General features: G+C 62.0%; 22 protein-coding genes. 6 read left to right on the top strand and 16 right to left on the bottom strand.

Going from position 1 to position 26,566, the window contains the following annotated elements:
- Positions 1–11 precede the first annotated feature (11 nt).
- From iolB to iolC, 3 genes are all read right to left on the bottom strand, one after another.
- Positions 12–800 carry a 5-deoxy-glucuronate isomerase gene (gene iolB, locus M2497_RS13945; RefSeq protein ID WP_248488005.1) on the bottom strand — a complete coding sequence of 263 codons (789 nt, stop codon included), beginning with the start codon at positions 798–800 and terminating at the stop codon, positions 12–14.
- Positions 797–1,690 carry a myo-inosose-2 dehydratase gene (iolE, locus tag M2497_RS13940; protein ID WP_248488004.1) on the bottom strand — a complete coding sequence of 298 codons (894 nt, stop codon included), beginning with the start codon at positions 1,688–1,690 and terminating at the stop codon, positions 797–799. Before iolE ends, iolB begins: the two co-directional genes overlap by 4 nt.
- 170 nt (positions 1,691–1,860) lie before the next feature.
- Complete coding sequence (iolC, locus tag M2497_RS13935; RefSeq protein ID WP_248488003.1) at positions 1,861–3,798, bottom strand: 5-dehydro-2-deoxygluconokinase; 1,938 nt, start codon at positions 3,796–3,798, stop codon at positions 1,861–1,863.
- A 284-nt stretch (positions 3,799–4,082) separates the two neighbouring features.
- On the opposite strand from iolC, the gene M2497_RS13930 reads away from it, so the two are divergent.
- Positions 4,083–4,991 carry a MurR/RpiR family transcriptional regulator gene (locus tag M2497_RS13930; RefSeq protein ID WP_012723775.1) on the top strand — a complete coding sequence of 303 codons (909 nt, stop codon included), beginning with the start codon at positions 4,083–4,085 and terminating at the stop codon, positions 4,989–4,991.
- A 54-nt stretch (positions 4,992–5,045) separates the two neighbouring features.
- Here M2497_RS13930 and M2497_RS13925 read toward each other — a convergent pair whose 3' ends face one another.
- From M2497_RS13925 to M2497_RS13900, 6 genes are all read right to left on the bottom strand, one after another.
- On the bottom strand, positions 5,046–8,144 hold the full coding sequence (locus M2497_RS13925; protein ID WP_248488002.1) for an efflux RND transporter permease subunit: 3,099 nt from the start codon (positions 8,142–8,144) through the stop codon (positions 5,046–5,048).
- Positions 8,141–9,382 carry an efflux RND transporter periplasmic adaptor subunit gene (locus tag M2497_RS13920; protein WP_248488001.1) on the bottom strand — a complete coding sequence of 414 codons (1,242 nt, stop codon included), beginning with the start codon at positions 9,380–9,382 and terminating at the stop codon, positions 8,141–8,143. The genes M2497_RS13925 and M2497_RS13920 overlap by 4 nt, the downstream gene beginning before the upstream one ends.
- The gene (locus M2497_RS13915; protein ID WP_248488000.1) at positions 9,375–10,613 is read right to left on the bottom strand and encodes a TolC family protein; all 1,239 of its coding nucleotides are present in this window, start codon (positions 10,611–10,613) and stop codon (positions 9,375–9,377) included. Before M2497_RS13915 ends, M2497_RS13920 begins: the two co-directional genes overlap by 8 nt.
- A 96-nt stretch (positions 10,614–10,709) precedes the next feature.
- Positions 10,710–11,048, bottom strand: a complete 339-nt coding sequence (locus tag M2497_RS13910) for a hypothetical protein (RefSeq protein WP_248487999.1) — start codon at positions 11,046–11,048, stop codon at positions 10,710–10,712.
- A 90-nt stretch (positions 11,049–11,138) separates the two neighbouring features.
- Positions 11,139–11,996, bottom strand: coding sequence for a hypothetical protein (locus tag M2497_RS13905; RefSeq protein WP_248487998.1), 858 nt, complete (start codon positions 11,994–11,996; stop codon positions 11,139–11,141).
- A 249-nt stretch (positions 11,997–12,245) separates the two neighbouring features.
- The gene (locus M2497_RS13900; protein WP_248487997.1) at positions 12,246–13,151 is read right to left on the bottom strand and encodes a hypothetical protein; all 906 of its coding nucleotides are present in this window, start codon (positions 13,149–13,151) and stop codon (positions 12,246–12,248) included.
- A gap of 298 nt (positions 13,152–13,449) precedes the next feature.
- Here M2497_RS13900 and M2497_RS13895 point away from each other — a divergent pair, with 298 nt between their 5' ends.
- Positions 13,450–14,133: a response regulator transcription factor gene (locus tag M2497_RS13895; RefSeq protein WP_010564812.1), complete on the top strand. Its 684-nt coding sequence runs from the start codon at positions 13,450–13,452 to the stop codon at positions 14,131–14,133.
- Complete coding sequence (locus M2497_RS13890) at positions 14,111–15,505, top strand: HAMP domain-containing sensor histidine kinase (RefSeq protein ID WP_248487996.1); 1,395 nt, start codon at positions 14,111–14,113, stop codon at positions 15,503–15,505. Before M2497_RS13895 ends, M2497_RS13890 begins: the two co-directional genes overlap by 23 nt.
- A gap of 55 nt (positions 15,506–15,560) precedes the next feature.
- On the opposite strand, the gene M2497_RS13885 is transcribed toward M2497_RS13890, so the two are convergent.
- Both M2497_RS13885 and M2497_RS13880 read right to left on the bottom strand, forming a co-directional pair.
- Complete coding sequence (locus M2497_RS13885; RefSeq protein ID WP_248487995.1) at positions 15,561–15,977, bottom strand: SRPBCC family protein; 417 nt, start codon at positions 15,975–15,977, stop codon at positions 15,561–15,563.
- A 29-nt stretch (positions 15,978–16,006) separates the two neighbouring features.
- The gene (locus tag M2497_RS13880; protein WP_248487994.1) at positions 16,007–16,804 is read right to left on the bottom strand and encodes an SDR family oxidoreductase; all 798 of its coding nucleotides are present in this window, start codon (positions 16,802–16,804) and stop codon (positions 16,007–16,009) included.
- A gap of 193 nt (positions 16,805–16,997) precedes the next feature.
- On the opposite strand from M2497_RS13880, the gene M2497_RS13875 reads away from it, so the two are divergent.
- The gene (locus tag M2497_RS13875) at positions 16,998–17,885 is read left to right on the top strand and encodes a LysR substrate-binding domain-containing protein (protein ID WP_248487993.1); all 888 of its coding nucleotides are present in this window, start codon (positions 16,998–17,000) and stop codon (positions 17,883–17,885) included.
- Positions 17,886–18,001: 116 nt separating this feature from the next.
- On the top strand, positions 18,002–19,270 hold the full coding sequence (locus M2497_RS13870; protein ID WP_248487992.1) for a hypothetical protein: 1,269 nt from the start codon (positions 18,002–18,004) through the stop codon (positions 19,268–19,270).
- 322 nt (positions 19,271–19,592) lie between these two features.
- On the opposite strand, the gene M2497_RS13865 is transcribed toward M2497_RS13870, so the two are convergent.
- From M2497_RS13865 to M2497_RS13855, 3 genes are read right to left on the bottom strand one after another with little or no spacing between them, the layout of a single operon-like run.
- Positions 19,593–20,894 (bottom strand): FAD-binding oxidoreductase, encoded by a 1,302-nt coding sequence (locus tag M2497_RS13865; RefSeq protein ID WP_248487991.1) that lies wholly within the window; start codon positions 20,892–20,894, stop codon positions 19,593–19,595.
- Positions 20,891–21,979 carry a polyamine ABC transporter substrate-binding protein gene (locus M2497_RS13860; protein ID WP_248487990.1) on the bottom strand — a complete coding sequence of 363 codons (1,089 nt, stop codon included), beginning with the start codon at positions 21,977–21,979 and terminating at the stop codon, positions 20,891–20,893. The genes M2497_RS13865 and M2497_RS13860 overlap by 4 nt, the downstream gene beginning before the upstream one ends.
- 23 nt (positions 21,980–22,002) lie before the next feature.
- Positions 22,003–23,361 carry a glutamine synthetase family protein gene (locus M2497_RS13855; protein WP_248487989.1) on the bottom strand — a complete coding sequence of 453 codons (1,359 nt, stop codon included), beginning with the start codon at positions 23,359–23,361 and terminating at the stop codon, positions 22,003–22,005.
- Between the two features lie 139 nt (positions 23,362–23,500).
- On the opposite strand from M2497_RS13855, the gene M2497_RS13850 reads away from it, so the two are divergent.
- Positions 23,501–24,388 (top strand): helix-turn-helix domain-containing protein, encoded by an 888-nt coding sequence (locus M2497_RS13850; protein ID WP_248487988.1) that lies wholly within the window; start codon positions 23,501–23,503, stop codon positions 24,386–24,388.
- Between the two features lie 54 nt (positions 24,389–24,442).
- Here M2497_RS13850 and M2497_RS13845 read toward each other — a convergent pair whose 3' ends face one another.
- A complete protein-coding gene (locus M2497_RS13845) occupies positions 24,443–25,546 on the bottom strand; it encodes an acetoin dehydrogenase dihydrolipoyllysine-residue acetyltransferase subunit (protein WP_248487987.1) in 1,104 nt (367 codons plus the stop codon).
- Entirely contained in the window at positions 25,543–26,562 is a 1,020-nt protein-coding gene (locus M2497_RS13840; protein WP_248487986.1) for an alpha-ketoacid dehydrogenase subunit beta, read from the bottom strand. The genes M2497_RS13845 and M2497_RS13840 overlap by 4 nt, the downstream gene beginning before the upstream one ends.
- Between the last annotated feature and the right edge of the window lie 4 nt (positions 26,563–26,566).

Raw genomic sequence — 26,566 nt, 5'->3', positions numbered from 1 at the left:
AGAACCGCTGATTAGAGGTCCAGCAGCCAGCTGTGCTGCGGGTCGTTGTGGAAATGCCAGGCGCGCTTGGGGCCCGCCATCACGTTCAGGTAATAGGACTCGTAGCCATACGGCACACTGACCGGGTGGTAGCCCCTGGGCACGACGACCAGATCGCTGTTTTCCACGGCCATGGCCTGGTCGATGCTGCGGTCGTCGGTGTAGACGCGTTGGAACACAAAGCCTTGGGGCGGGTTGACCTGGTGGTAGTAGGTCTCTTCCAGGAAGCTCTGGTGCGGCAAATCATCGGTGTCGTGTTTGTGCGGCGGGTAGCTCGATGAATGCCCGGACGGCGTGCGCACCTCCACCACCAGCAGCGAATGGGCTGGCTCGCTGTCGGGCAGGATGTCGCACACATAGCGGGTGTTGGCACCTTTGCCGCGCACGCTGCGCTTGCAGGTTTCCGGGCGGATCAGGCGCGGCTCGTAGCCCTCACTGCCAGGCGCGGCGCAGACCGCGATCTGCACGTCACTCAGGGCGGTGACCTGGGCATCGGTGCCCGGCGGCAGGTAGGCGGCGAACGGTGATTTGTCTTCAAACACCGACTGGCGATCGCCCAGGTTCTGCCAGTTGAAGCCCTCGCCCTCGATGTTCACGCGGCCGCTGAGCAACACCAGGCACAGTTCCTGGTCACCGGCGCTGACCGGCAGGGTTTCGCCCAGGCTCAGGCGGTAGGCGGCGAACCCCACGTACTCCAGGCGCCCGGGTTCCAGGGCGACCATGGTCTGGCCGCGTTTGCTGCTTTTGACCAACAGGCTCATTGTCCGGCCCTCTCATTCAGAAGCGCACGCAAGGTGTCATAGCCTTTTTTCGCATAGAGATAGCTGGGCGCCACGGCCGGGTCCTGTTCGGCTTCCACCACCAGCCAACCTTCATAGTGGGCGGCCAGCAGCACATCGAGCAGTTCGGCGAAGTCGATATCGCCATCGCCGGGCACGGTGAAGGTGCCGTTGACGATGCAGTCGGGAAAACTCCACATCTGGTTGCGCGCCAGTTGCACCACCGGTTTGCGCACGTCCTTGAAATGCACGTGGCAGACGCGGTCGATGTGCTTGCGCAGTACCTCGATGGGCTCGCCGCCGCCCATGTAGCAATGGCCCGAATCGAACAGCAGGCCGACTTCGGGGCCGGTGCGCAGCATCAACTGGTCGATGTCTTCCGGGGACTCGACATAGGCGCCCATGTGGTGGTGATACGCCAGGCGCACGCCCTGGGACAGGGTGAAGCGCGCCAGTTCGGTGAGCTTGTCGGCGTAGTCCTGCCAGGCCTGTTCGCTGTGGAAACGTGGGCGTTCGATCAGGCGGATGCGCGAGCCCTGGATCGAATCGGCCACCTCGCCATAGACCAGTACGGTGGCGCCGTTCTGTTTGAGCAACTCGACATGGCCGGCGATGGCCGCGATTTCTTCCGCCACCGAGCGTCGGGCCAGGCGGCTGGAATACCAGCCAGAGACCAGCGCCAGGTCGTACGGGCGCAATACGTCGCCGACGCCCTTGGCGTCCTTGGGGAATTTGCCGTTGAGTTCGAAGCCTTCGTAGCCGATTTCCTTGCCTTCGCTCAGGGCGGTGCTCAGGGGCGTTTCACCGCCCAGGGCCGGCAGGTCGTCGTTGCTCCAGGAGATCGGGTTGATGCCAATTCGGATTGCGGGCATGGCTGCACCTTTATTATTTTCAGGTATCACTGAGATCTGCTTTTTGCTGTATGTGGGAGGGGGCTTGCCCCCGATAGCTGAGTGTCAGACACCACTGCTGTCACTGAACAACCGCAATCGGGGGCAAGCCCCCTCCCACATTGGATTGCATTTCAAATCAGGAATTGGGTTTAGCCTCGGGAGCTGCGCCAGGCGTTGATCAACTGTTCAAAGGTGGCTTGCACCCGTTGGATCAGGGTTTCATCGTCGATCTCGCCGGCCATCCACGCCCGGCTCGGTTCCTGGAAGATCGTGCGGCCCACCGCAAAACCCCGGCACGTAGTGCTCAGGCGGGCCTGCTGGAAGCCATCGGCGAGGCATTCGGCCGAGGCATTCAGGCCCAGCAGCACCACGCCTCGGCAGTACGGATCGCGCTCCTGGATCAGGGCGTCGAGCTTCTGCCAGTCCTCGGCCGACTGCGCTTCGATCTTCCACCACGCCGGGTAGATGCCCAGGTTGTACAGGCGCTTGAGGCTGCGATAGAGCACGTCGGGATACGTGGACGGGTGGTCCTTGGGCGGGATGACTTCCAGCAGCAGTTCATGCCCGCTGACAATCGACGCCTCGTACACCGCTTTCAGTTGCGCTTCCTGTTCCAGGCGCAGCAGCGGTTCGTCGTCCGGGTGGAATTGCACCAGGCACTTGATGATCTGTTCCTGGGGCCAGGCGATCAGGTTGCTGCCCACCGAACGGCCATGCTCGAACACCAGCGGCCGCGAGTTCTGCACTTCCACCGGGCGCGCGACCCACCAGCCACGGCCGCTGGCGGCGTTGAGTGCGTCCTGGCCGAAGCGCTGGTCGGCGAGCAGGCCGACATCGGCTTCCACGCCTTGTTCGGCGAGCTTTTGCTCGACGCGTTCGATGGCCTGGATAAACAGTTGCTTGGCCTCGCTGATGCGCGCCAGGTCCTGGCCGCCCTTCTGCGCCAGGTCCACCAGTTGCCAGCGATGGTCGAAGGCAAACACGAACAGCTGCTTCCAGCTTTTGCGCGGCACCGTCACGCGGTGCAGGCGTTGCAGGGTCACGTCCTGGTCCGGACGGGTGATCGGCACCGGGCTGTTGAACAGGTATTCCAGCTCCGCCGGCGTCGGCATGGCCGGTGCGCAGGCGTGGCGCGAGACCACCAGGCCACCGCAGGCGTTGGCCAACTGGCTGCAACGCTCATCACTGGCATCGTTGAGCCAGCCGCTGAGGAAGCCCGACATGAACGCATCGCCGGCCCCCAGCACGTTAAGGACTTCAACGCGCACGCCAGGGTAGATGGCGCCGTCTTCCAAGCGTGCGGGGATAGCGCCGTGGATCACCGTGCAGCCTTGCGGACCGAGCTTGACCACCAGGGTCGCCGGGGTCAGTTCGCGCACTTTGCGCAGGGCGACGAGCAAATCTTCACTGCCGCCCGCGATGAGGAATTCTTCTTCGGTGCCGACGATCAGGTCGAAGCACGGCAGGATCTTCTGCACGTGCTGGCTGACATTCTGGTCGGCGACGAAACGGGTTTCGCCATCGGCCTTGCCCGCCAGGCCCCACAGCACCGGGCGGTAGTCGATATCCAGCACACGCTTGACGTTGTGCCTGGCCGCGTAATCCAGGGCCTGGATGCTGGCCTTGTACACGCCGTCGGTGGAGAAATGCGTGCCGGTGATCAGCAGGGCTTTGCTGGACGCGATAAAGGCTTCGTTGATGTCCTCGGCGCGCAGGGCCATGTCGGCGCAGTTTTCGCGGTAGAACACCAGGGGGAAGGTTTCGCGGTCCTTGAGGCCGAGCAGCACCAGGGCGGTGAGGCGTTCCGGGTCGACCTTGATGCCGCTGACATCGCAGCCCTCGCGGGCCAGGGATTCCACCAGGAAACGGCCCATGTGGTCGTCGCCGACCCGGCTCAGCATCGCCGACTTGAGCCCGAGCCTGGCGGTGCCGAAGGCGATATTGGCGGAGGACCCGCCGAGGTACTTGGCGAAGCTGGACACGTCCTCAAGCCGCGCACCGACTTGCTGTGCATAGAGGTCGACGCCCAGGCGCCCGAGGCAAATCAGATCCAATTGACGCCCACTGGCAAAACGAGTCTGGCCCATGCTGGCTCCTGTTATTTTTATCAGCCTGCGTTGTGCCGCCGTGGGGGCGGCAAACGCTCTTGGTGGGAGCAGACTAGAACGTCCGGCGGCGCCAATCAATATTTATTCCAGATATTTTTTCATTGGAATATTTTTTCCATTAAGCTCGTACAGGGGCGCTCCCACCACAGTGCATCGTTTCAGCAGGCCACGCCGGCCGTGATGCCGGGGTATTTTTTTGCGCCTACCCTGTAGACTTGCGCCACCCATCAGCGCAACAGACGAAAACGCCAGAAGGATTGCCCATGTCCCGCACCGATCCCGAGACCACCCTGGAAGACTCTATCGCCAGCCCTCCGATCAATGCCGAGCGCCTGTTGCAGCTAATCACCGACGAATACGAGAGCCTGCCGCGCCAGCTCAAGCGCATCGCCAGCTACATGAGCCAGCAGAGCGACCGGATCATGGTCGACCGCATCAGCGACATCGCCCGCGAATGCGAAGTGCACCCGTCGGCCATCGTGCGTTTCTCACAGCGTTTCGGGTTCAGTGGGTTCAGTGAGATGCAGGCGCTGTTCCGCGAGGCCTACACCCACAAGACCACGCCGGTGCAGAACTACCAGCAGCGCATCCGCAGCATGATCGCCAACAAGTCGCAGAAAGCCAGCGGCGGCGACCTGGCGCGCGAATGCGTCAACGCCACGCTGTCGGGCATCGAGCGCCTGGGCCTGGAGCTGGATGATGTCGCCTTCGACAAAGCCGTGGACCTGGTGGTCAACGCCGACAATATCTACGTGGTCGGCGTGCGCCGTTCCTTTGCGGTGGCCGACTACCTGGTCTACAACCTGCAGCACACCAACAAGCGCATCCACCTGATCTCGGGCCTGGGCGGCAGCTACCGCGAGCAGATGCGCAGCGTGCGCGCCAATGACCTGGTGATCGCCATCAGCTTCACGCCCTACGGCAAAGAGACCCAGCACTGCCTGCGCATCGCCCAGCACCACCAGGCCAAGACGCTGATCATCACCGACAGCAACCTGTCGCCCCTGGCCAAGCGGGCGAACGCAGTGCTGTTGGTGAATGAAGGTTCGTCGTTTGCCTTCCGCTCGTTGAGCGCCACCTTGTGCCTGTGCCAGGCGTTGTTTATTGCGGTGGCGTACCGGTTGGAGTTGAAGGTGGATGAGATTCACGAGCAGGTCGGGTTCGACGACTGAACCTGCCGGCATTGGAGATCCCCTGTGGGAGGGAGCTTGCTCCCTCCCACATGTTTATCGGCGGCGCATCAGGTAGTAGGCTGCGGGAATGACGAACAGCGATAGCAACGGCGCCGTCAGCATCCCGCCAATCATCGGTGCAGCAATCCGGCTCATCACCTCACTGCCGGTGCCGCTGCCCAGCAAAATCGGCAGTAACCCGGCAATGATCACCGCCACCGTCATCGCCTTGGGCCGTACCCGCAGCACCGCACCTTCGGTGATGGCCGCCAATAGATTGCCATCCTTGCGCTCGGCCCAGGCGTTCTTCAGGTACAGCAACATGATCACGCCGAACTCCGCCGACACCCCCGCCAGCGCAATAAAACCCACGCCCGTGGCGACCGACAGGTTGAAGCCCAACCAGTAGAGCAGCCACACGCCGCCGGTCAACGCGAACGGCAAGGTCGCGAGGATCAGCAGCGCCTCCCCCACCCGGCGAAAGGTCAGGTACAGCAGCACAAAGATGATCAGCAAGGTGGCCGGCACCACCAGTTTCAGACGCTGATTGGCGCGTTCGAGGAACTCGAACTGCCCCGAATAGCTGAGGCTCATGCCCGGTTGCAGCTTTACCTGCTGGTTGATCGCCGCACGCAGGTCCCGAACCACCGAAGCCAGGTCACGATCACGCACGTCGATATACACCCAACCGGAAGGCCGCGCGTTTTCACTCTTGAGCATCGGCGGGCCATCGTTGACCTTGATCCTGGCCACCGTGCCCAGGGTGATCTGGCTGCCCTGTGGCGTGTACACCGGCAGGTTGCGCAGCGCTTCCACCGAGTCGCGCCATTCCTTCGGGTAACGCAGGCTGATGGGGAAACGCGCCAGGCCTTCCACGGTTTCGCCAATGGTTTCACCGCCCACCGCACCCGACACGATGGACTGCACATCGCTGATGTTCAGCCCGTATTGCGCAGCGGCGGCACGGTCGATGTCGACGTCGATGTAGCGCCCGCCGGTCAAGCGCTCGGCCAACGCCGAACTCACGCCCGGCACAGTCTTGGCGACCTTCTCCACGGCCTGGGTCACCGCATCGATCTGCATCAGGCTGGTGCCCGCGACCTTCACGCCAATCGGGCTCTTGACCCCGGTCGCCAACATGTCGATACGGTTGCGGATCGGTGGGATCCAGATATTGGTCAGGCCCGGCACCTGCACCACGCGGTCCAGTTCCTTGACCAGTTTGTCCGGGGTCATGCCGGGACGCCATTGGTCCTTGGGCTTGAACTCGATAGTGGTCTCGAACATCTCCAGCGGCGCCGGGTCGGTGGCGGTTTCGGCGCGGCCGGCCTTGCCGAACACATGGGCGACTTCGGGCACCGTCTTGATCAGCCGGTCGGTGCGTTGCAGCAGTTCACCCGCTGTCTGTGTCGACAAACCCGGCAGCGCCGAAGGCATGTACAACAAGTCGCCCTCATCCAGCGGCGGCAGAAATTCACCGCCCAGTTTCGAGATCGGCCACAGCGCGCTCGCCACCATCAGCAGCGCCACCAGCAGGGTCATGCGCGGCCAGCGCAGCACCGCCTCCAGCGCCGGCTGATAGAGCTTGATCAGGCCGCGATTGAGCGGGTTGCGTTGCTCGTCGGGTATGCGCCCGCGAATCCAGTAGCCCATCAGCACCGGGATCAAGGTCACCGACAACCCGGCGGCGGCCGCCATGGCGTAGGTCTTGGTGTAGGCCAGCGGCCCGAACAGCCGACCTTCCTGGGCCTGCAAGGTGAACACCGGGATAAACGACAGCGTAATGATCAGCAGGCAGAAAAACAGTGCCGGGCCGACCTCGACCGCCGCGTCCGTCATCACCTTCCAATGTGCATCGCCCTTGAGTTCCCGGCCAGGGTTGGCGTGGTGCCAGGCTTCGATTTTCTTGTGGGCGTTTTCGATCATCACCACCGCCGCATCAACCATCGCGCCGATGGCAATCGCAATACCGCCCAGGGACATGATGTTGGCGTTGATGCCCTGCAAGCGCATGACGATAAACGCGATCAACACCCCCACCGGCAACGAGATGATCGCTACCAGGGACGAGCGCAGGTGCCACAGGAAAATCCCGCACACCAGGGCCACCACCAGGAACTCTTCCAGCAGTTTATGGCTGAGGTTGTCCACGGCACGGTCGATCAGCTTGCTGCGGTCGTAGGTGGTGACGATTTCCACACCGGGCGGCAGGCTGCTTTTCAACTGTTCCAGTTTGGTCTTGACCGCCGCGATGGCTTCCCGCGCATTCTTGCCGCTGCGCAGGATCACCACGCCGCCGACCGCTTCGCCCTCGCCGTCCAGCTCACTGATGCCCCGGCGCAGGTCCGGGCCGAGCTGGATGTTCGCCACATCGCCGAGGGTGAGCGGTACATTGTTGGCGTCGAGGCGCAGCGGGATGGCGCGGAAGTCAGAGAGATTCTTCAGGTAGCCGGAGGCACGCACCACATACTCGGACTCGCCCAGGTTCAATACCGAGCCGCCGGCTTCCTGGTTGGCCTGGTCAATCGCTGCTTTCACCTGCGCCTGGGTGATGCCGCGACTGGCCAGGGCCAGCGGGTCGAGCTGCACCTGGTATTGCTTGACCTGGCCACCGATGGTGGCGACTTCCGCCACATTCGGCAGGGTCTTGAGTTCGAACTTGAGGAACCAGTCCTGCAACGCGCGCAATTGCGCCAGGTCTTGCTGGCCGGTGCGGTCCACCAAGGCGTACTGGTAGATCCAGCCCACGCCGGTGGCGTCCGGCCCCAATGACGGTTTGGCCGATGCCGGCAGCCGCGCCTGCAACTGGCTGAGGTATTCCAGCACCCGCGAGCGCGCCCAGTACAGGTCGGTGCCTTCGTCGAACAACACGTACACGTAGCTGTCGCCGAAGAACGAAAAACCGCGCACGGTCTTGGCCCCCGGCACCGAGAGCATGGTAGTGGTCATCGGGTACGTGACCTGGTTCTCGACAATCTGCGGCGCCTGGCCCGGGTACGGGGTGCGGATGATTACCTGCACATCCGATAGATCTGGCAAAGCGTCGACGGGTGTGTTCTGCACCGACCAGACACCCCACGCGGTGACGAACAAGGTGGCGAGCAGCACCAGGAAACGATTGGCCACCGACCAGCGAATCAGTAGCGCGATCATGGCTGGGCTCCCGGCTGCATGTTCATCGCAGCTTCCGCAGCGGTGGCGGTAATGCCCTTGAGACTGGCCTCGGAGTCGAGCAGGAACTGCCCGGACGCGACCACCTGCTGACCTTCCTGCAAGCCACTGAGGATCACCGTACGATCCTGGTTCTCCACGCCGGTTTCGACCTCGACCGGACGATAGCGCCCACCCTCCTCGGCCAGCATCACCAGCACGCGTTTGCCGGTGCGGATCAATGCTTCGCTGGGCACCTGCAACAACGCTTGCCCGCTGGTCTGCGCCAGGCTGACCTGGGCGGTCATGCCCGGGCGCAGGGCGCCTTCGGGGTTGGGCAGCTCGACCCGCACTTGCACGGTGCGGCTGTCCGTGGCGGTGGCCGGCAAGATCGCGCTGACCGTGCCGTCGAGCGTCTCGCCCGGCAAACCGACGAAGCGGCTCTGCACGGTTTGCCCCACTTTCAACGTGGCCCCCCGGGCTTCGGGCACGGCGACCTGCAACCACACCGAGCCCAGGCCGTTGAACCGCGCCAGGGTCTGCCCCGGCGCCACGGTCATGCCTTCGCGCACGTCGAGGGTTTGCAGCGCGCCGCTGATCGGGCTGGTCACGGTCAAGACCGACTGCACCTGGCCGCTGCGTTCCATCTGCGCAATCAACCCGGCCGGCATCCCGCTCAGGCGCAGGCGTTGGCGGGCAGCGGCAATCAAACCGCGCTCGGCGCTGCGTCGCAGGGCCAGGAACTCTTCCTGGGCGGCCGCCCACTCGGGTATCAGCAGGTCCACCAATGGCGCGCCGGCCTTGAGCACATCCCCCGGTGCCCGTGCGTAGACCCGCTCGACAAACCCCGCCGCCCGCGCCTGCACCACCGCCACATCACGCTCGTTGAAGGCCAGGATGCCCGACAGGTCCAGGCGGGAGGTCAGCACGCCGCGGCTCACACTCGCCAGGCGCACGCCGATGTTCTGCGCCAGGCCCGGATCGATCTGCACCGCCGGCGTGGCCGTCGATGCCGCCCCATCGGCGTAGCGCGGCACCAGTTGCATGTCCATGAACGGCGACTTGCCGGGCTTATCGAATTGCTGTTGCGGGAACATCGGGTCGTACCAGTACAGCGCCTGCTTGTCGGCTTTAGCGGGCATGGAGGATGCACCGGGCTGCCACTGCGCCAGCCCGTAGCCCGCGCCCAGGCCCAGGCCCAGGCCCAACAGCAACACAGCGGCCACGATTCGATTATTCATTGGCGGGTTCCCCATAGGCGAAATACAACTGCGCGCCGACCAGGGCGCGTTGTTCGATGGCATCGATCTGCTTGAAACGGGCTTCGACCAGCTCACGGCGGGCGTTGACCACCGTCATCAAGTCGCCTTTGCCGGCGCGGTAACCGGCCAGGCTCAGGCTGACTTTTTCCTCGGCCAGCGGCACCAGGCTGTCCTGGCTGCGCTGTACCGCGCGGTCCAGGCGCTGGTAGTCGGCCAGGTCGTCATCGAGCATCTGGATATGCTCACGGGTCGCGGCTGCGCGCTCGGCGTCAAGCTGGTCCAGTTCGGCCTGTTTGGCGGCGATGCCGGGGTTCTGTCGACGGCCGGGAAAGATCGGCAGGTCAAAGGTGAACTGCACGTTGACCATGTCACCGAACTCACGGCTGCGGTGCCCGTAATCGACCTCCCAACTCCAGTCCGAAGTCTTTTGCGCCTTCGCATCCTGCAAGCGCGCCTGCGCTTCGCGGGTGCGCGGCACGTAGGCTTGCAGTGCCGGGTGCTGGTGCAGGTTGTGGTTCAGGCTATGGGGGTCGAAGGTCCAGTTGGGCAGTTGACCGCTGGGAGCTTCGTTAGCGGCCGCGCCGATCCAACGCTTGAGCGCGGCACGGGCCTGGGCACGTTGCTGGGTCAACTCATCGTCGCGCCCGGCCAGCTCGGCGGCTTCCTGCCGGGGGATGACCGCGTCGGCGGCCTGGCCACGGCCGCCGGCCAACTGCGCACGCACGGTGTCTTGCAGCAGACGGTTCTGTTGGTAGAAGTCCTTGAACAAGGCTTGCTTGCGCGCGACCGCATACGCCCGAATCCATGCCTGGGCCGTGGCCTGGCGCACGTTCAGGCGCTCGATGCGCCCCTCGGCAGCTGCCCGTTCGATGGTTGCATCGGCCAGCTCGACCCGGGCCTTGCGCTTGTCGCGGCTGGGCACCTGTTGCTGGATGCCGATCATCTGTTGCGTCATCTCGTCGCCATACAACGTGCCGCGATTGGGCCCGCCAATGGGAAAGTTCTGCAGGCCGACCACCAGCTTGGGGTCAGGCAATTCGCCCGCCGGGATCGCCGCCTGGGTGGCGGCCTGCAACTTGGCCGACTCGGCCTGCAGCGACGGTGCATTGTTTTGCGCCAGGCGCAGGGCGTCATCCAGGGTCAGCGCACTCGCCAACGCCGGCCACGCCAGCACGCCCACCACCAGGGCGCGCATGTAGGAGGCATTCATGTTGAAAATTCCTGTTCCGTTGCGCTGTGCACCGCGTCAGGCGGCCCACAGCAAAACCATCCCGGTCAGGGGATGCGTCTTGAGGTGCAACAGGGGTCAGGAACGGGGTGGGCGCCAGACGCCGGATGGCGTGCGGTCAGGGATGAATTCCGAAGAGGCGCTGACGCGCAGCGGATAGGCCGAGGGCAACGGCGCCTTGAGCACCGCCAGGGACAGTTGCAGCAGGCTACCGGTCTTGCATTCCTGGCCGGGCTTGCAGGCTTTGCCATGTTCAGCACCGTCCTGACAGCAGTCGGGCGACATGTCGCTCATCATCGGCATGCCCGACATTTTCATCGGGCAGGGCTCGGTGCTCGACGGCACACCCGCCATCCCTGTCAGGGGAAGCGTGAGGCTCAGCAGCAGGACCAGGACTAAACGCAGAAGGCGGCTCATGGGGCGCGAGTCTAGCCAAGCACGGGTTAAGCCGCTATTAACAATTGCGTGAGACGTTGGCCGTTACCCCATCAGGTCCGCTGGCTGAACCTAAGCTGTGATATCGAACACAACATTGACATGGAAGGGTGGCTCCTGATTCTTCTGCACCATGCAGTCGAGGCTGCCGGCTGCGCGACCGCTGGCAGGCAGAGAGGTGAAGTTCAACGACCCGCTGATGGCATACGCAAACCCAAAGGAGTCCATCACCGCGAAAAGAGCTCGGGCTTCACGGTTACTCCCTAACACGTAGGTAAGCGCCGTCTGGTCAACGTCCAGCAAGATGGCAACATAGTTCTGAATTCCTAACTCGTTGTACTGCCTGCCAATGAATTCAAAGTAGTTCTTGCTGATGCCGCCGCCATCGACTTCCCTGAGGCTGACAACTGCCGCGTCAAAGTTCTGGTTTGGCAAAGGCCCTCCTACGACGTCTCCTCGCATATAGCCTGTACCTGTAACCGTTGGCAGCCGTACCGGTACTGGCTGGGTAATAAAGCCCGCCAGGTCGATCTGGCCCTGACTGACACTGATGTGTTGGCTGCCGTTTTCTCCCGGGAAGTTGAACGTCCCCGTCAACGTGTCCTTCTGGTCCAATGAAACAGTGAGACTGCCATTTACAGCCGTGTACGGCGTGACACCACCAAGCTCATGAGCCCAATAGATACCCCGAGCAGTAACGCCAAGCACGAAGGTGTGCGACCCACTGCCCGCAATGATGTTCGGTATACGAAAATTGAAACCGTTGAAATCATTGACCGTGGGTCCCAACCTTTGCGTTGCCGCAATGTGTATATATCCACCTGATCGGTACATCAGCATTTCACCGGGATCGCCAATAAACGGTTGGTTCGGTGGAATGACTTGTGGGTTGACGACAGTTGCCGTCAATGTGCCGGTAGTTTGATTCATGACCGTGCTCTCAGTGAGTTGGGACTTAAACAAACTAGGCACTTTCAGAGCCCGGCGATACTGTCAAACTTGACAGGTATAAGCCTTCGTACCCGTAAGACAAAAAAAGCCGCGCCTGTGGAAACAGACGCGGCCTTGAGAAACCTGAGCGAGGATCAGTGCATGAAGATCGCAATCAGGATGATCACCGGGATAGGCACACCGAGGAACCAGAGCAGTAATGAGCGCATGTTGTTCTCCTTGAATTGATTAACGAACGAAGTGTTCGGTTTCGACATACACCACGGCATCGCGGCGGCGACCGCCAAAGGTGGCGGCGAGGCTGGCGAAGAACGCACCGATCAACAGGGCGACGAAGGTCCACAGCGAGGTATACGCAGCCACTTTTGCGGCGGTTTCCGCAGCTTGCTTGGCTTTGAGCTTGGCGTCTTCCACCGCTTTACGGGCGTCACCGTAGACTTTGTCGATGCGCGCTTCGGCATCCGCCTGGCTGAGGTTGGTGCGCTGGCTGATCAACTGGGCCAGGTAGGCACGGTCTTCAGGTGCAAGCTGGCCGTCGTTGCTCAGGGTGCGGGTGAAGATGCGGGCCACCACGCCATGGGCGGCGTCATCGCTGACGGCGACCGGGCGATCATCACGGAACAGGCTGTCAACGTAGTAATCGAAATCGCCGCTGTTGGCACCTTTGGCGGTACTGCCGGCGGCTTGGGTGATACCGCTGGCCGCACCGGCTGCAACGCTGGCACCGGCTTTCACGCCACCGCTGACCACACTGCTGACCGAACCGACCACCAATACCGCAGTGACCAGCGTGGCAACGGCCCAGGCCAGGAAGCCATGGGCGGTGTCGCGAAAGTACACCTCATCGCCATGCATATTGGCCCACTTCACGCGCAACCGGCCGGCGATATAACCGCCCAGGCCGGATGCAACGATCTGGGTAAAGGCCAGCCAAACAATCGTGGAAATACCCAAGCCCTTGGCACTGATACCGCTATCGGCCCACGGCGACACTGCCGAAAAGCCCAGGCCGAAGCCCAGCAGCACCAGGATCAGCGACAGCGCAGCCGCGGCGGCGGCCCCGGCAAAAATCGCCCCCCAGGAAACCCCGGAGAGCGCGCTCGACTCTTGCAGCGTGGATGAGGATGTGATCATTGTTGTTTTGCTCCAAGGCAGAAAAATAGTGTTACAGGTCTCAAAAGGGACAGTGCAGGCACCATGCCAGCCTGGACAAAAAATAAAATTCTTAGATTTCAATGAATTAAGTAAATTGAACTAACCTGATCCATGCAACTTGCAAGAAATGGCCGTTTGAAGCGGGCGTTATGCATTCCCCGGCAGGCGATGAAATCTGTGTCAGTTTTGCCAACATGAAGTTTTATTTAGGAAGCATTCAGCCGTTTCTTGGCAAAATGCCCCCACTTCTAGTGTGAATCGCTCACCAGGTAATCCTATGACCCGTATTTTGACCATCGAGGATGACGCCGTAACGGCCCGCGAGATCGTCGCCGAGCTGAGTAGCCATGGACTGGATGTAGATTGGGTAGACAACGGCCGCGAAGGCCTGGTCCGCGCCGTGAGCGGCGATTACGACCTGATCACCCTCGACCGCATGCTGCCGGAACTCGATGGCCTGGCCATCGTGACGACCCTGCGCACCATCGGCGTTTCCACGCCGATCCTGATGATCAGCGCCCTCTCCGACGTTGACGAACGCGTGCGTGGCCTGCGTGCCGGCGGTGATGACTACCTCACCAAGCCGTTCGCCTCGGATGAAATGGCCGCCCGCGTCGAGGTGTTGCTGCGACGCAAAAGTACGGTCAAGGAATTCGAAACCGCCCTGCGTGTGGCCGACCTGGAGCTAAACCTGATCAGCCGCGAAGCCAGCCGCGCCGATCAACCCCTGAGCCTGCTGCCCACCGAATACAAACTGCTGGAGTTCCTGATGCGCAACACCGGGCAGATCCTGTCGCGGATGATGATCTTCGAGGAAGTCTGGGGCTATCACTTCGACCCCGGCACCAACCTGATCGACGTGCACATCGGCCGTCTGCGCAAAAAGATCGACCCACCGGGCCTCACGCCGCTGATCCGCACGGTACGAGGCTCCGGTTATGTCATTGCTGAACCCCTCTAAAGGCTGGCGCTCCTCCAGCAGTCGCCTGCTGGCGCTGTACAGCTCGCTGTTCGTGGCCTGGAGCTGCATCCTCATGGGGGTGCTGTATTACGAGGTGTCCGGTTACCTGGGCGACCTGTCGCGCCACTCCCTGATGCAGCGCCAGCACCTGTTCCAGCGCTTCGACGGCGAGGAACTGGTGGAGGCCCTGACCACCAGCATGACCTTCGACATGAAGGGCGTGGATGCCTACGGCCTGTTCGATGAACAATTCCGCCCCTTGAGCGGGCCGATTCGTGCGATCCCGCCGGACCTGCCGCTGGACGGCAAGATCCACGCCCTGGCCAATTGCGTCGAGTCCGACGACCCCAAATTGCCCAAAGACAGCTGCGACGCCGTAGCCACTCACACCGAAGACGGCCGTTGGCTGGTGCTGGTGCGGGCCAACGGTTCGCTGTTCGGCGTGACCCGGATCATCTGGCATGCCCTGCTCTGGGCATTGTCCCTGACGATTATTCCCGGCGCGGCCGGCTGGCACTTGCTGCGCCGCCGCCCGTTGCGGCGTATCCGTGGGATCCAGGCCAGCGCCGAAGCCATCGTCGCCGGCGACCTCACCCACCGCCTGCCGCTGTCCAACCGGCGTGACGAACTGGACATGCTCGCGGCCATCGTCAACGCCATGCTCGACCGCATCGAGAAGCTGATGAACGAGGTCAAGGGCGTGTGCGACAACATCGCCCACGACCTGCGCACCCCGCTGACGCGCCTGCGTGCGCAGCTGTATCGCATCAAGCAGGAGGCGGAGGCCGAGTCCGACTACGCGGTGAAACTCGACGATGCAATTGCCGAGACCGACACCCTGATGGCGCGCTTTCGCGGGCTGTTACGCATCTCCGAGCTGGAGGACCATCAGCGCCGCTCCGGTTTCCTGGTCATGGACCCGCTGCCGCTACTGCGCGAGTTGCACGACTTCTACCTGCCACTGGCCGAAGAAGGTGAACTGCAACTGAAGCTCGAAACCCCGGAGTCCCTGCCATGGATCACCGGCGACCGCGCCCTGTTGTTCGAAGCCCTGGCCAACCTGCTGAGCAACTCGATCAAGTTCTCCCCCCCGGGCGGCGCGGTGATTCTGCGCGGGGTCAACGATGCGGGCAGCACGCGCATTGAAGTGCACGACTCCGGGCCAGGCATACCGGCGGCAGAGCGGGATGCGGTGTTCCAGCGTTTCTATCGCGTGGATGAAAGCGACCAGCAAGGTGGGTTTGGATTGGGCTTGTCGATTGTGGCGGCGATCATCAACTTGCATGGCTTCAAGTTGGACGTGGGTACGAGTGAGCAAGGCGGTGCCAGATTGGTTCTGGAGTGCCGCCAGCAACTGATGCCCGAGGCCTGAGAACATGGGCGTCCCAATGTGAGAGGGGGCTTGCCCCCTCCCACATTGGACTGGATCAGGCCGGGAAGTTGGCGCGTAGGGCCTCAAGACCACCGCTGTAGACACCGGCAAACAGCTCCTCAACCGCCGCATCCGTAGTCCCCGCCACTGGTGTAAACACACCGGACCAGGTCACTTTCGCCGAAGCGTCCGTCAGCGCCTCAACCTGCAACGTCGCCAGATACGCACTCACCGGAAACGGCGACTGCTCGATGGTGTAGCTGTAGGTACGTCCGACGTTATCAAAGCTCTGCAAACGCTCGACGATCACTGCGCCGTCCGCCGTTTGCAGGTGACGCACACGGCCACCATCGCTTGGCTCGCTTTTGACAATCAACGGCAACCAGTCCGGCAGGCTGTTGAAGCCGCCGACCAATTGCCAGACCTGATCGGCCGACACCGGGATTTCAATCACAGAAGAGGCTGTTGCCACGATAAATACTCCAGAAAATGAAAAACAATTCAGATCGCCATGCTGTCGACAACACCACCGTCGACGCGCAATGCGGCACCGGTTGTCGCAGAAGAAAGCGGTGAAGCAATGTACGCCACCAGGTTGGCGACTTCATCCACATTTGCCGCGCGCTGGATGATTGATGTCGGCCGCGCATTGCGCACAAACACGTCCGCCTCATCCCGCGCGCTGCGCCCGGATTTTTGTGTGGCGTCCCTGAGCATCTGCTCCAGGCCGTCGGTAAAGGTCGGGCCGGGCAGCACGGCGTTCACCGTCACTCCCGTGCCCGCCAGGCGCTTGGCCAGGCCATGGGACACCGCCAAATTGGCGCTTTTGGTCACACCGTAATTGATCATGTCCGCCGGGGTGGCCACGCCGGATTCCGACGACACGAAGATCACCCGTCCCCAGCCCTGCCCGACCATGCCCGGCACATAATGCCGCGCCAGGCGTACACCGGAGATCACATTGACCTCATAGAAGCGCGTCCATTCGCTGTCCGGGGCATCGAAAAAATCCACATCGTTGAAGATGCCCAGATTGTTGACCAGGATGTCGGCACGCGGTTCGGCGGCGAAGAGTTTCTCTGCGCCCTCTGCGGTGCCAAGGTCAGCCACCAGCCCACGCAGGTCTGCGCCTGGGACAGCCTGACGGATGCTCGCCAGTGCGTCGTCGACCTTGCCGGCTTCACGCCCGATCACCACCACGGTGGCGCCGGAGGCTGCAAGTGCTTGGCTGATGCCCAGGCCGATCCCGGCAGTGCTGCCGCTGACAATCGCTACTTTGCCGCTTACATCGATTTTCATGGTTGAACTCCTGAAGTTAAAGCGGCAGGACGGGCGGTGCCGAAGCCCTGGACGCCGGGCAGTTTGTCTTTCAAGTTCATGATGGATTCCCAACAGTACAAAGGGTCGCTGTGACCGTTGAACAGATCCTGGATTGCAGAGCTCGGACCGTCCAAGACATACTGCGACCAACTTGAGTCCTCATAGGTCTTACATGATCGATCTTCGCCAATTGCGCTATTTCGAAGTAGTCGCTGAAGAAGAACACGTCGGCCGCGCCGCCGAGCGCTTGCACATCTCCCAATCGCCGCTGAGCCGGCAGATTGCCCAACTCGAAGAACGCCTGGGCCTGACCCTGTTCGAGCGCAGCCAGCAACGCATCCGCCTGACCCGTGACGGCCAGACCTTCCTGGCAGAAACCAAGGCGCTGCTGATCCACGCCAACCGCCTGGAGTCCCTCGGCAAGCGCCTGGGTCAGGGAGAAGAAGGCTGCCTGTGCGTCGGCTACATCGAAAACGCCATGCATGCCGGCGTGCTGCCCAACGCGCTGCGAGTACTGCGCGACGACCGCCCGAATGTGCACATCAAACTCTACAACCTGCCCTCCCTCGAACAACTCGAGGGCCTGCGCCAACGCAGCCTAGATATCGCCCTGGTCGGCGAACCGCCGGCCGCCGGTGATCCGGACCTGACCGCCTTGCAGGTGCTGGACGACCAGATGCTGCTGGCCTTGCCCGAGCATCATCCGTTGGCACGCCAAAGCGAGTTGCTGCCCGAACACCTGGCCGACCAGGAGTGGATCGGGGTGCAGCGCAAAATTGGCGCCAACCCCGCAGATGACTTCGCCGCCGCCTGCATTCGTGCCGGGTTCACGCCGCAGATCCCCATGGAAGCCAGCGAGCCGTTTACCGCACTGGGGCTGGTGGCCTCGGGGTTGGGCGTGGCGATGGTGCAAAAAGGCCTGAGCCGCAATGCCCCCCCCTGCGTGGTGTTGCGTGAATTGCCTTGGCTGACGTACACCACGCCACTGTGGGCGGCGTGGCACCGGGTCAATCTGCGGCCGTTGGTGGAGACGTTCAGGAAGGTGCTGACCGAGGCTTAAGCAACTCGTCCTGTACCTGTCAGAAGTGACAGTTGTGCGTCCATCGAACCGGGCGTTTACTGGTCTGCGGGGTTCACCCCCAGAGGGTCATTCTGTCAGCCAGGGGAGGACGGATTATGCAACGTTTGTTGAGACAACTGATTGCACCGATGGTGTTGAGTGTGGGTGTGTTGCTTTGCGGGTATGGATTGAGTGCCTGTGCGGCGACCTACGTGCCTTCAGCTTTCCCGGCCGGGCCGCAATGTGAGACGGTTTGGGTAAACGACAGTGAACAAACTGTCGGAAAATGCAATTCGGCCACCCCCAGTGCCAATGCCATCCCATGGTACTCGTCGACACTGGCAGGTCCCCAGCAAGCCCTGGCGCCGTTGTCCTCACGAAAACCTTGTGAGGTGAGCGCTATTTCCAACAATGGTGGTTGGGTGGTAGGCAATTGTGCCAATGCCAATAATCTGTTTTTCGCCGTGTTGTGGAATGCAGCGACACCAGGTATCACGCCGATCACCCTGGCTCCGCTACCGCCCAGATGGTTGTTGCTGATTCAAGTGCGCCCTGCCGATACGCAAACAGCACCCATTGCACAGAACCGCAATGGAGCCGTCCTAGCGGTGAGCCTGAGTGCGGATTTTGACGCAACTGTGGTGGTTTATAGCGCAGGCAGCACAACTCCCCAACGCGTATCAGACTGGGGCGACAACTGTTATGGCGTCGACTTGACGGAAACCTTGACCAATGGTTGGCCGCGCATTCTCTTGAATTGCCCAGGACCAAGTGGCAAGCCTGTTGTCACCCTGGCCACTTGGAGTACAGGCAGCAATCAGTACGTGTTAACACCTGCGTCGCTACCAGCGGGTGCACTTGACTGCGAGGGGGTCGACATGAATGACCAGGGTCAATTCGTCGGCACCTGCACGTTTCCAGGAACCGCCGCCGACACCCAACAAACCGCATTCTGGAGTACCGCAAGCAGCACGCCTTTACTGTTGACGATGCCCTTGAACGCGCAAAACCACGCGGTGGCAATCAACAACCTTGGGCATGTATTGGCCTATGGCAATGACCCTACGGGATTTCAGAGACCTCTTTACTGGAACGACCCCACGAACTCCTTCAGCGTGCAGTCCATTCCCCCGCTACCTGGCAGCGATGTGGTTCAAGTGGCTGCCTTTGCCGATAACGACACCGTCGCCCTGAATTGCGTGAACAGCAGCGAATACCCAACCGGCTGCTATTGGACTCCATTGCTGGGAACAGTCCCCATATCGCCCATTTCAGGCGGGCTGGCGAGCTACTTGAACGCTATTTCACCCGCAGGCACCTATGTAGTCGGGTCGGCGACCGGCGCCACCTTCAACTTCACTGCGGTGGGGGCCAAGTTGCCATGAAGCCAAGAAAAAGCGTTATTCAGGTCCTATGGACAACATTCAGGCTCAATACCCGTGAGCTGTGCCTTGCGGCATCGATCTGCTTTGGAGTCAGCGTGGTTACGGGTGTGACTGCAGCACCACTCTATAGCCCGGAAAAAAATAGATTTTTTTTGAATAATAGGTACGTCCATAAGGGCGCTATCAGAGACAGTGATGTAATAGCTGAAAATCTGACGGCACTGCCGCGATTTCTGGGTTCTTTTACTAAATTGCCAGGGAACTCGCTATACACTAACAAACAACATCCATAAGTCCGGCGAATCCAATGAAAAATGCCCCCTCAATTCCAGGAGAACTGCTCCCGCAACCGAAACCACATCATCCCCAACGCCAACAACGGTGACCGCAATGCCTTCCCCCCCGGAAAGGTCATATGCGGCACCTGGCTGAAAATATCCAGGCCCGAACTCACGCCTGCGTGAATCCCCTCAGCCAGCAACCTTGCGCACCAGTGCGTCACGTTCAACCCATGCCCGGAATAGCCCTGGGCATAAAACACATTAGGGTACTGCTTCAACCGCCCCACCTGCGGAAAGCGGTTGGCGGTAATACCGATCTTGCCGCCCCACTGAAACTCAATGGTGGTCTGGGCCAGTTGCGGGAACACCTTGAGCATTTTCGGCTGCATATAAGCGGCGATGTCCACCGGATCGCGGCCGGAGTAATGACAGGCGCCGCCGAATAACAGGCGGCGGTCAGCGGACAATCGGTAGTAATCCAGGCCGACTTTCTGGTCGCACAGCGCCAGGTTCTGCGGGATCAACTGGTTGGCCACATCTTCCGACAACGGCTCGGTGGCGATGATGTAGCTGCCCGCCGGGAGCACCTTGCCGCTCAGGCGCGGTTCCAGTTCCTCCAGATGGGCATTGCAGGCCAGCACCAGGTGGTCGGCGCGTACCGTGCCGCCTGAGCAGCGCACTTGCACCGTGTCGCCGTGGATCAGTTCAAGCACCTCAGTGTGCTCGAAGATCCGCACTCCAAGAGACTCGGCCAACTGCGCTTCACCCAGCACCAGATTCAACGGGTGAAGGTGCCCGGAACCCATATCCACCAGGCCGCCGGCATACACCGAAGAGCCCACCACTTGCTGCATATCTTGCACGCCGACCAGGCGGGTTTCATGGGCATACCCCAGCTCCGCCAGGTGCGCCTGCTCGCCCTTGAACGCGGCGAATTGCGCGGGCGTGTTCGCCAATTCACAAAAGCCCCAGCGCAGGTCGCAGTCAATCCCATGCTCGCGAATGCGCTCGCCCACCAAGGCCACCGACTCGATACCGGCGCGCTCCAGGTAACGCACGCCCTCCTCGCCCACGTATTTGGCAAATCCCGACACGTCATGGCCGATACCGCGAATCAACTGCCCGCCGTTGCGCCCGCTGGCGCCCCAGCCGATGCGCCGGGCTTCCAGCAGGATCACCGAGAGCCCGCGCTGGGCCAGTTCGATGGCGGTATTTACGCCAGTGAACCCGCCGCCGATCACGCACACATCGGCGCTCAAGTCGGTGCCCAATGCGGGGCGCTCCGTCAGGGCGTTGGCCGTGGCCCGGTAGTAGGACCGGGCGTGGTCAGTCGACTGCATCATTTGTTGGTCTTCACTTTGCTCCAGGCGCGGGTCATCAGGCGCATGGTCGCCGGGGTCGGCGTGGTGGAAATATAGAGTTTGTCGAGCACCGCCTGCGGCGGGTATACCTCGGGGTTGTTCACCAACTCAGGGTCCATGAACGCCTTGGCCGCCGGATTGGCGTTGGCATAACCCACCGAGGCGCTGACCTTGGCGATCACTTGCGGGTCGAGCAGGTAGTTGATGAAGGCGTGGGCTTCTTTCGGGTTGCTCGCGTCGGCGGGAATCGCCAGCAGGTCGAACCACAGGTTGGAGCCTTCCTTGGGAATCGAATAGGCGATGTGAACGCCGTTCTTGGCTTCCTTGGCGCGGTTGGCGGCCTGGAACACGTCGCCGGAATACCCGAAAGCCACGCAGATATCACCGTTGGCCAGGTCCGAGATGTACTTGGAGGAATGGAAGTAGGTGATGTACGGCCGCAGCGTCAACAGCTTGGCTTCGGCCTGCTTGTAGTCTTCAGGGTTCTCGCTGCGCGGATCCTTGCCCAGGTAATTCAGGATCGCCGGGAACAGCTCGTCCGCCGAATCGAGGAAGGCCACGCCGCACTGGTTGAGCTTCTTGATGTTCTCCGGTTCGAACAGCACCGCCCATGAGTCGATATGGTCGATGCCCAGCACCTGCTTGACCTTGTCGACGTTGTAGCCGATGCCATTGGTGCCCCACAGGTACGGCACCGAATGCGCGTTACCCGGGTCGTTTTTCTCCAGCAGCGCGAGCAGCTTGGGGTCGAGGTTCTTGAAGTTGGGCAACTGCGCGCGGTCGAGCTTGAGGAACGCACCGGCCTTCACTTGCCGCGCCAGGAAGTGGTTGGACGGCACCACCACGTCATAGCCGGTGCGGCCGGCGAGCAACTTGCCTTCCAGGGTCTCGTTGGAGTCGAACACGTCGTAGATCGGCTTGATCCCAGTCTTGGCCTGGAAGTCGGCCAGGGTGGTCTCGCCGATATAGTCGGTCCAGTTGTAGATACTGACTGTCGGCGCCGCTTGGCTGGCGCTGCTGAACGCGGCCACCAGGGCCAGCGGGAAAAGCTGTTTCACAAGACGCATATCGACACCCCTTTATTGGTTTTTTAGACGCTCAACAGCAGGAACTCACGCTCCCAGGAACTGATCACCCGCTTGAAATTCTCGTGCTCGGCGCGCTTGACCGCGACGTAGCCGCGCACGAACTTGTCGCCCAGGTACTGCTTGACCGTGTCGCAGTCCTCCATGCGTGCCAGCGCATCTTCGAGGGTGAACGGCAGGCGCAGGTTACGACGCTCGTAGGCACGGCCTTCCACTGGTGCGCTGGGTTCGATCTGCTCGACCATGCCCAGGTAGCCACACAGCAGACTAGCCGCAATCGCCAGGTACGGATTGGCATCGGCGCCGGGCAGGCGGTTTTCCACGCGCATGGCGTCGGGGCTGGAGGTGGGCACGCGCAGGCCGACGGTGCGGTTTTCTTCGCCCCACTCGACGTTGACCGGCGCTGAGGTGTCCGGCAGGAAGCGGCGGAACGAGTTCACATTGGGCGCGAACATCGGCAGCAGCTTGGGGATGTACTTCTGCAGGCCGCCGATATGGTGCAGGAACAACTGGCTCTTGTTGCCGTCGGCATCGACGAACACCGGTTTGCCGGTGGCGATCTCCACCACGCTCTGGTGCAGGTGCATGGCGCTGCCTGGCTCGTCGGCCACCGGCTTGGCCATGAAGGTCGCGGCCACGTTGTGCTTGAGCGCGGCCTCGCGCAGGGTGCGTTTGAACACGGTGATCTGGTCGGCCAGGTCGAGGGCATCGCCATGGCGGAAGTTGATTTCCATCTGCGCCGGGCCGTCCTCGTGGATCAGCGTGTCGAGGTCCAGGCCCTGGGCTTCGCACCAGTCGTAGACGTCTTCGAACAGCGGGTCGAACTCGTTGGCGGCGTCGATGGAGAACGACTGCCGCCCGGTCTCGGCGCGGCCGGAGCGGCCCACCGGGGTTTTCAGCGGCAGGTCCGGGTCTTCGCAACGCTGGGTCAGGTAGAACTCCATTTCCGGCGCGACAATCGGCTGCCAGCCCTTGTCGGTGTAGAGCTGCAGGACTTTTTTCAGCACATTGCGCGGTGACAGCTCGATGGGGTTGCCCTGTTTGTCGAAGGTGTCGTGGATCACGATTGCGGTGGGCTCGATGGCCCACGGCACCACATAAGTGGCGTGGGACACCGGGCGACAGACCATGTCGATATCGGCCGGGTCGAGCAGGTCGTAGTAGATCTCGTCGTCGACAAAGTCCCCGGTTACCGTTTGCAGCAACACACTTTCCGGCAGGCGCATGCCTCGCTCATGCAAGAACTTGTTGGTGGGCGCAATCTTGCCGCGGGCGATGCCAGTCAAATCACTGATCACGCATTCGACTTCGGTAATCTTGTGTTCTTTCAGCCAGGCGGACAGCTGATCGAAGGGGGCGTTCATAAGGACCTCGGCATGGGTTGGGTGCATGCGCCGGCTTGTACTCCTGGCGCATTGAGGTCTATCTTGAGGCCGCCGCCCGCCGGCATCTATCCACTTTGCACGCACCACAACGCACCAATAGAGTGCGCCCAGGCTCCCCATGACACAGGCAACCGCTTTGCGCGTACAGGCCTTCACCACCGGTGATGTGGCCGCTCAATGCAGTGCGACACCCGGCTGGGTGCAGCAGTACCAGCAGATGTCCCCGGGGCATTTCGCCGGGCGCATCCGCTACCTCGACCTGCAAGGCGTGGAGGTGTACGAAGAGTGCATGAACACCCGCGTCGAACAGCACTTCAATGCGCCTGCCGGCTCCCTGGCGTTCTGTTTCGACGGCAGCGACAACGCGCTGTACCTGCTCAATGGCGAGAGCCGTAACACCTGGATCACCCCGGAAAACTACCGTGAAGTGGCGGTGGTGTTCGGCCCGCAGTTCGTGCAGCGCCATGGGTTGGAGGTGGCGAAGCTGGAAGGTTTGTTCATGGCGCCACTGACCGGCCAGCAGAACGCGTTGTTCGCCCGTTGGCTGAGTGGCACGCTGACACGCTTGTCCACGATCAGCGACCCCGCCGCGCTTATCCAGCAATTGCTCGACGATTGCCTGTTCATCCTCGACAACGCCTGCGTGTGCCTGGACCGCAGTTCCTTGCAGCGCCGCAGCGAGGAACGCCGGCTGATGGCGCGCATCGGCGAATGGGCGGCGGACGCGCCGGACGAGACCGTCAACCTGCTGGAACTGGCGCAGATTGCCGGCGTGCCATTGCGCCAGTTGCAGCAAGGGTTCAAGACCTACACCGGGATGAGCCCGGCGCAGTGGCTGCGCTTGCGCAGATTGAATGGGGCACGGCGGGAACTGCTGAGTTCAGCCGGGACCACCGTGGCCGAGGTGGCGATGAACTGGTCGTTCTGGCATCTGGGGCGGTTTTCCAATAGCTATCGGGCGTTGTTCAAGGAGTTGCCGAGCGAGACCCTGAAGCGTTCCGTTTGAAATCCAATCCAAATGGTGGGAGGGGGCTTGCCCCCTCCCACATTGGGCTGCATTTCAAGGTTGGGATTTGAGGAAGGCGGCCATCAGTTGGTTGACCCGTTCCGCCGCCTCCAACTGCACCATATGCCCCTGCCCCGGCAGAATCTGCACTTGGGCGTCCAACCCCTCGGCATGACTGACGGGGATGATTGCGTCGTCGCTACCCCAGATCACCAGACTCGGTTGCTGCCCCACCACCTTGCGCAGATCCAGACGTTGGCGCCCTCCCTCGAACAACTGGGCATTGAGTTGCCTCAAAGCCTGCGCCACCCCTTCCAACCGCTTGAACTTGAGCATGTCCTCCAGCATCTGCCGCGTCACCAGCGCCGGGTCGCTGAACAGTTGGGTCAATTGCGGCTTGAGCGCATTGCGGTTGTTGGCTTCGGTAAACCCTTGCAAGTAATCACCGTTGATATCCGGGCCGAGACCGGCGCTGGCGATCAGGGTCAATGAGGCAACACGCGCGGGCGCCTGGTCGGCCACGGTCAGTGCGACCAGCCCGCCCATGGAATGCCCGGCCAGGTGCACGCGGTCGAACTTGAGGTGATCAATCAAAGCCAGCACCGCCTGGCTCAGTTCCTCGACATCGCCGCTGCGCAGTTGCTTGCCCGACTCGCCATGCCCCGGCAGGTCCAGGGCGATCACCCGGCGCTCGACGGCCAATGCCGGTTGGTTGAACAGCCAGTTGTTCAGGTCGCCACCGAATCCATGAATCAGCACCAACGGCGTCCCCGCCTCGCCCAGCTCGAGATAGCGCAACAGGCGCCCGTCTATCTCGACCTTCTGCGCACTCGGTCCCGACGCTTCGGTTTCGGCACTGCTGGAAACAAAACCGGCATTGAAGCGTTCGATCACCGCATCGATCTCTGCTTCGCTGGCCTCGCCTTCCACCACGATTCCCAGCAACGCGCCCACCGGCCGGGTCTCGTCACTCAGTGCAAGCACGCGGCGCAGCACGCCACTGAACGGTGCCTCCACACTGCTGGAGAGTTTGTCAGTCTCCACGTCCAGCACTTCCTCGCCCTTCTCCACCCGGTCGCCGGGTTGCTTGAACCAGATATCGATGCGCCCCTCGGTCATCGACAGTCCCCACTTGGGCATGGTCAAGGTATGGATCATGCGGCGCTCCTCTTGTTGGCGATTCGCAGCACCGCGGCTTCGATCTTTGCGGCGTTGGGGATATACAGGTCTTCCAGCGCATCGGAGAACGGCACCGGCGTGTGCGGCGCGGTGACCATTTCGATTGGCGCGCGCAGGAAAGAAAAGCCCTGCTGGGCGACCAGCGCACTGATATCGGTGGCAATGGAGCAGCGTGGGTTTGACTCGTCGATCACCACCAGGCGCCCGGTCTTTTCCACGCTTTCAAGGATGCTGTCGACGTCCAACGGACTGGTGGTGCGCAGATCCAGCACTTCGCAATCGATGCCTTGGCGCGCCAGGCTGGTGGCGGCTTCCAGGGCGATGTGCAGCATGCGTCCGTACGTCACCAGGGTCACGTCCTTACCCTCGCGGACAAAATTGGCTTCACCAAAGGGCACGGTGTACAGCTCTTCGGGCACCTCGCCTTGCAGGCTGTAGAGCATCTTGTGTTCGAGGAAGATCACCGGGTCGTTGTCGCGGATCGCCTGGATCAACATGCCCTTGGCGTCATAGGGCGTGGCCGGGCACACCACTTTGAGGCCGGGTATGTGGGTCCACATCGACGTGAGCATCTGCGAATGCTGGGCGGCGGCCCGCAGCCCGGCGCCGTACATGGCGCGTACCACCAGCGGCGTGGTGGTCTTGCCGCCGAACATGTAGCGGAACTTGGCGGCCTGGTTGAGCAACTGGTCGAGGCAGCAGCCGATGAAGTCGACGAACATCAATTCGCACACCGGGCGCATGCCACGGGTGGCGGCGCCGACGGCCATGCCCACGTAGCCGACTTCGGACAGCGGCGCATCGAGCACGCGGTCGGGAAACTCCGGATACAGGCCCTTGGTCACGCCGAGCACCCCGCCCCAGGCGTCCTGTTCGCCAGGGGAACCCGTGCCGCCGGACACGTCCTGGCCGATGATGAACACACTCTGGTCGCGGCGCATTTCCTGGGCCAGGGCTTCGTTGATTGCCTGCTGGTAGCTGATTTTGCGAGCCATAAAG

Origin of the sequence: Pseudomonas sp. CYM-20-01 (genome assembly GCF_023169845.1) — a bacterium.
In the GTDB taxonomy this organism is placed as follows: Bacteria; Pseudomonadota; Gammaproteobacteria; order Pseudomonadales; family Pseudomonadaceae; genus Aquipseudomonas; species Aquipseudomonas azotoformans.
The sequence above is the reverse complement of the archived record's forward strand: the minus strand, read 5'-3'. Positions and strand labels throughout refer to the sequence as shown.

Bases quoted from the DNA above. Each gene is read 5' to 3' on its own strand.
- M2497_RS13840 (WP_248487986.1), bottom strand. From the start codon at position 26,562: ATGGCTCGCAAAATCAGCTACCAGCAGGCAATCAACGAAGCCCTGGCC.
- M2497_RS13925 (WP_248488002.1), bottom strand. From the start codon at position 8,144: ATGATCGCGCTACTGATTCGCTGGTCGGTGGCCAATCGTTTCCTGGTG.
- M2497_RS13915 (WP_248488000.1), bottom strand. From the start codon at position 10,613: ATGAATGCCTCCTACATGCGCGCCCTGGTGGTGGGCGTGCTGGCGTGG.
- M2497_RS13880 (WP_248487994.1), bottom strand. From the start codon at position 16,804: ATGAAAATCGATGTAAGCGGCAAAGTAGCGATTGTCAGCGGCAGCACT.
- M2497_RS13905 (WP_248487998.1), bottom strand. From the start codon at position 11,996: ATGAATCAAACTACCGGCACATTGACGGCAACTGTCGTCAACCCACAA.
- M2497_RS13855 (WP_248487989.1), bottom strand. From the start codon at position 23,361: ATGAACGCCCCCTTCGATCAGCTGTCCGCCTGGCTGAAAGAACACAAG.
- M2497_RS13920 (WP_248488001.1), bottom strand. From the start codon at position 9,382: ATGAATAATCGAATCGTGGCCGCTGTGTTGCTGTTGGGCCTGGGCCTG.
- M2497_RS13890 (WP_248487996.1), top strand. From the start codon at position 14,111: ATGTCATTGCTGAACCCCTCTAAAGGCTGGCGCTCCTCCAGCAGTCGC.
- iolE (WP_248488004.1), bottom strand. From the start codon at position 1,690: ATGCCCGCAATCCGAATTGGCATCAACCCGATCTCCTGGAGCAACGAC.
- M2497_RS13845 (WP_248487987.1), bottom strand. From the start codon at position 25,546: ATGATCCATACCTTGACCATGCCCAAGTGGGGACTGTCGATGACCGAG.
- M2497_RS13910 (WP_248487999.1), bottom strand. From the start codon at position 11,048: ATGAGCCGCCTTCTGCGTTTAGTCCTGGTCCTGCTGCTGAGCCTCACG.
- M2497_RS13870 (WP_248487992.1), top strand. From the start codon at position 18,002: ATGCAACGTTTGTTGAGACAACTGATTGCACCGATGGTGTTGAGTGTG.
- M2497_RS13895 (WP_010564812.1), top strand. From the start codon at position 13,450: ATGACCCGTATTTTGACCATCGAGGATGACGCCGTAACGGCCCGCGAG.
- M2497_RS13900 (WP_248487997.1), bottom strand. From the start codon at position 13,151: ATGATCACATCCTCATCCACGCTGCAAGAGTCGAGCGCGCTCTCCGGG.
- M2497_RS13865 (WP_248487991.1), bottom strand. From the start codon at position 20,894: ATGATGCAGTCGACTGACCACGCCCGGTCCTACTACCGGGCCACGGCC.
- M2497_RS13860 (WP_248487990.1), bottom strand. From the start codon at position 21,979: ATGCGTCTTGTGAAACAGCTTTTCCCGCTGGCCCTGGTGGCCGCGTTC.
- iolC (WP_248488003.1), bottom strand. From the start codon at position 3,798: ATGGGCCAGACTCGTTTTGCCAGTGGGCGTCAATTGGATCTGATTTGC.
- M2497_RS13930 (WP_012723775.1), top strand. From the start codon at position 4,083: ATGTCCCGCACCGATCCCGAGACCACCCTGGAAGACTCTATCGCCAGC.
- iolB (WP_248488005.1), bottom strand. From the start codon at position 800: ATGAGCCTGTTGGTCAAAAGCAGCAAACGCGGCCAGACCATGGTCGCC.
- M2497_RS13850 (WP_248487988.1), top strand. From the start codon at position 23,501: ATGACACAGGCAACCGCTTTGCGCGTACAGGCCTTCACCACCGGTGAT.
- M2497_RS13875 (WP_248487993.1), top strand. From the start codon at position 16,998: ATGATCGATCTTCGCCAATTGCGCTATTTCGAAGTAGTCGCTGAAGAA.